Source organism: Flavobacterium sp. (assembly GCF_044361065.1).
Taxonomy (GTDB): domain Bacteria; phylum Bacteroidota; class Bacteroidia; order Flavobacteriales; family Flavobacteriaceae; genus Flavobacterium.
On the sequence record NZ_JBIKJI010000160.1, the window covers coordinates 1 to 4,405 of the forward strand.

A 4,405-nucleotide genomic window follows, 5' to 3' on the forward strand; every position below is an offset into this window, starting at 1 on the left:
CACAGCCCAAAGAACCACCTGGGTGACCTGAATTAACTGCATGAACCATTCTAAGAATATCTCTTCGAACTTGTTGTGTAAATTGTTCTAAATTAGAAATTTGTTGTGTCATTGTAAAAAGTTTTTTGCAAAAATAAATTTAATAATCTGTTTATACTAATGAGATTTTATTTTTTTATCAATAAGAATTCAACAATTTTTTGAATCACTTTTGAATCACCTAATATTTTTCTATGTCCTAATTGATTTGTAATTAGCAATTCTTTATCAGAAAGGTGTTCCGCTAAATGATAGGCTTCTGAAACCGGTATATCTTCATCATCAGTGTCATGAATAACTAAAACTGGAATTTTCACATCTTTAGCTGCTACGTATGCCGAAAAACTTTCCATTTCAAAATGGTATTTTTTCTCAAAATTATTTTTCATTAAAATAGCTACATCATTTGGTAAACCAATTTTTTCAATAAATGTATTCACAATATTAATGACGCTATTTCCACTACCAATTACTATCGCTTTTTTTATTTGCAAGCCTTTTTTTACTGCATTCAAAATAGACATACCTCCTAAGGAATGTCCTACAGCAAATTCAAAAGGACCATAGTGTTTTTCAACCTCTAAAATCGATTCGATAAACTCGAGCATTAATGTAGTTTTTGTACCTGATTTTCCGTGGGCAGGTGCATCAAAGCTAATTATAGAATACCCGTTTTCTATTAAAGTATCAGCAATTTTAACCAATTGGGTTCCTCTACCCGACCAACCATGAACCAAAAGTATTTTTTTACTCGAATTTCCATAAGCATAGACCACAATTTCTTTATTAATTGTTGGAACAAATAATTTGGTTTGTTGCGAAGTGGCTTCCATTTGAAATTCTCTTTTCGGAATTTTATGTTTAATTGGCGTAATAAATAATTTTCGAGCAAATTTCTCAGCCAAATTTGGAGAAATTCGATACAAAAACCGCCCGATTAAAACTATGAATTTTGGAACTTGAGTTGTGGTTGAAGATTTTTTATTTGGCATCTGTCATATTTTTATGCAAAAGTAATCAATTATAGTATGGTATGATTTTTGAAATAAACAAAAAATAGAATAACTTTGTTAGACCAAATTTTACATCATGAAAATATTTCTAAAATCACTTATCGTAACAGGAATTCTTGTAGTTTCTTGTGCAAAAAATCCGTTCACAGGAAAAAGCACAATGGCTTTTGTTCCAAACAGTCAAATTTTTCCATCTGCTTTTCAACAATACGATCAATTTTTATCTGAAAACAAAGTAGTTAAAGGAACTTCTGATGCCAAACGTATCGAAACAATTGGTATGAAAATAAAAACTGCTTCAGAACGCTTTTTAACCGCTAACGGAAAATCAGATTATTTAAACGATTACAAATGGGAATACAATTTAGTAGACAGTAAAGAAGTAAATGCTTGGTGCATGCCTGGTGGTAAAATTGTTTTTTACACTGGAATTTTACCAGTATGTAAAGACGATGCAGGAATAGCAGCTGTAATGGGGCATGAAGTTGCACATGCATTAGCCAATCACGGGCAACAACGAATGAGTGCTGGTTTATTACAACAAGCTGTCGGTGTTGGTGCTGCTGTAGCCGCCGAAAAATATGTACCAAAATATCAAAATGAAGCTATGCAAGCGTATGGAGCTGGTTCGCAAGTATTAGGAATTTTGCCGTTTAGCAGAGCACATGAAAGTGAAGCCGATATGATTGGATTGACACTTATGGCTATTGCCGGATATGATCCAATAAATGCAGTTAAAGTGTGGGAAAGGATGTCGGCACAATCTGAAGGAAAAGCGCCTCTAGAATTTTTAAGTACACACCCAAGTAACCAAACAAGAATTGATGAATTAACCGCATTAATTCCTCAAGCTAAAGCAGAAGCTGCTAAATTTGGCGTTACTTTTAAATAGTAAAAATATTATCTTATATTAGTCCCGATATTTATCGGGATTTTTATTTTATATATGATGCAACAACTAGAAAAAGGAAATAACAAAGTAATGAATGCTTGGGCATTTTATGATTGGGCAAATTCTGTGTATTCGTTGGTAATATCATCTTCTATTTTTCCATTATATTTTGGGTTTTTATTCACGAAAGAAAATCCAAATATTGATGTATTCGGAACATCCATTAAAGCTACATCACTGGTTTTCTTCATTACCGCTTTTGCTTTCTTAACAGTTGCCGTTTTATCTCCTATTTTATCAGGAATTGCAGATTATTTAGGAAATAAAAAACGATTTATGCAGTTTTTTTGTTACTTAGGTGCTGCATCTTGTATCGGTTTATATTGGTTTACCAAAGAAAACATAATTTTTGGTATGTGTTGTTTCTATTTTGGATTGGTTGGTTTTTGGGGAAGTTTAGTGTTTTATAATTCGTATTTATCAGATATCGCTTTTACAGTACAACACGATAAATTAAGCGCAAAAGGTTTTTCATTAGGATATATTGGAAGTGTTATTTTACTTGTTATTTGTTTGTATTTAATTATTGGAAGAACAGATGAAGAAGCGATATATGCTATGAAATTATCATTTGTTTTTACTGGAATTTGGTGGATTGTATTTAGTCAATATACTTTTTATTATTTACCAAAAGGAAATAAAAATAAGCATCCGCTAACTTTTTCGATAGTCCTTAATGGATATGAAGAATTAAAGAAAGTTCAAAAATTATTTTTTAAGGACGCGAAATTAAAAAGCTTTTTAATTGCCTTTTTTGTTTACAGCATGGCGGTACAAACCGTAATGCTTGTTGCTACTTATTTTGGAGAACAGGAAATAAATTGGGGTACAGCTGACGAAAAAAGACAAGGATTAATTGTAAGTATACTAATGATCCAATTGGTAGCGGTTTTGGGAGCTGTTTTAACCTCAAAATTGGCATTAAAATTCGGAAATATTAAAACGTTAATTGGTATTAATTCGGTTTGGATATTTATTTGTATCAGTGCTTTTTTTGTTACAAAACCCATACAGTTTTACTTGGTTGCAGGAATTGTAGGTTTAGTTATGGGCGGAATACAATCGCTTTCACGCTCTACTTTTTCTAAATTAATGCCCGAAACAAATGATACCACCTCTTTTTTTAGTTTTTATGATGTAGCCGAAAAAATTGGAATTGTAATTGGAATGTTACTTTACGGAAGCATCAACCAAATTACAGGAAGTATGCGAAATGCTATTCTGTTTTTAGTGTTATTTTTTGTTATTGGTGTTGTTTTACTTTTTAGAACTTTAAAAATTGAAAATAAATAATTTCGATTTTTTTATGGCATACATCTTGACTATTAGAAATGTAAATTAATCTGTACTTGTTGTTTTTATTGAGACTTACGTCGATTAAAAAAAATAGTTGTAAATTTACATCCCATTTTTAATGACAAAATGACTTATAAATAGATATGCCAAACCATAAAATAGTAGCGATTGACAATTTGTCGCTTCAAGAATTAGACTCAGAAGCAGAATTAATTCCATTAATGACTCCCGAAGATGAGGAGGAAATGAATAATGAAAAATTACCTGCAGATTTACCTATTTTACCTTTAAGAAACACCGTTTTGTTTCCTGGAGTAGTAATCCCTATTACAGCTGGACGAGATAAATCGATAAAATTAATAAACGATGCTAATGCCGCCGGTAAAATTATTGGAGTAGTAGCGCAAAAAAATGAAGCTGACGAAGATCCTACCTCAGATGAAATTTATCACGTAGGAACCGTTGCTCGTATTATGCGTGTTTTGAAAATGCCCGACGGCAATACAACCATAATTCTTCAAGGAAAAAAACGTTTTGAAATAAGTGAATTTACCCAAAGCGAACCTTACTTCAAAGCCAAAATAAAGGAAGTAAATGAAGTGCGTCCGAAGAAAAAAGATGAAGAATTTTCTACAATAATTGAATCTATAAAGGATTTAGCCATTGAAATCATAAAAGAAAGTCCAAACATACCTTCAGAGGCCACTTTTGCAATTAAAAACATCGAAAGTAATCCGTTTTTAATCAATTTTGTTTCTTCAAATATGAATTTAAATGTTTCGGATAAGCAATATCTATTAGGCATTGTAGATTTGAAAGAGCGCGCTTTAGAAACCTTACGTTATATGAATTTAGAACTTCAGAAATTGGAGTTAAAAAATGATATTCAATCTAAAGTTCGATTTGATTTAGACCAACAACAACGCGAATATTTCTTACAGCAACAAATGAAAACCATTCAGGAAGAATTGGGTGGCGTTTCGCACGATGCTGAAATTGAAGAAATGCGAAACAAAGGAAAAAGTAAAAAATGGGATGCAAAAACAGCGGAACATTTTGATAAAGAAATTTATAAATTACAAAGAACCAATCCAAATTCGCCAGA

4 protein-coding genes and 1 pseudogene are annotated in these 4,405 nt (G+C 31.7%); 3 read left to right on the plus strand and 2 right to left on the minus strand.

Going from position 1 to position 4,405, the window contains the following annotated elements:
- Together ACIQ11_RS08995 and ACIQ11_RS09000 are read right to left on the minus strand one after the other, a co-directional pair.
- Window positions 1–112: pseudogene (locus ACIQ11_RS08995) on the minus strand (transketolase); the annotation flags it as partial.
- Window positions 113–167: 55 nt separating this feature from the next.
- Entirely contained in the window at window positions 168–1,031 is an 864-nt protein-coding gene (locus ACIQ11_RS09000) for an alpha/beta fold hydrolase (protein WP_396154303.1), read from the minus strand.
- A 97-nt stretch (window positions 1,032–1,128) separates the two neighbouring features.
- Here ACIQ11_RS09000 and ACIQ11_RS09005 point away from each other — a divergent pair, with 97 nt between their 5' ends.
- From ACIQ11_RS09005 to ACIQ11_RS09015, 3 genes are all read left to right on the plus strand, one after another.
- A complete protein-coding gene (locus ACIQ11_RS09005; RefSeq protein ID WP_396154304.1) occupies window positions 1,129–1,944 on the plus strand; it encodes a M48 family metallopeptidase in 816 nt (271 codons plus the stop codon).
- A gap of 57 nt (window positions 1,945–2,001) precedes the next feature.
- Window positions 2,002–3,297, plus strand: coding sequence for an MFS transporter (locus ACIQ11_RS09010; protein WP_396154306.1), 1,296 nt, complete (start codon window positions 2,002–2,004; stop codon window positions 3,295–3,297).
- 146 nt (window positions 3,298–3,443) lie between these two features.
- The coding region (locus tag ACIQ11_RS09015; RefSeq protein WP_396154305.1) for an LON peptidase substrate-binding domain-containing protein at window positions 3,444–4,405 on the plus strand (962 nt) is incomplete at its 3' end.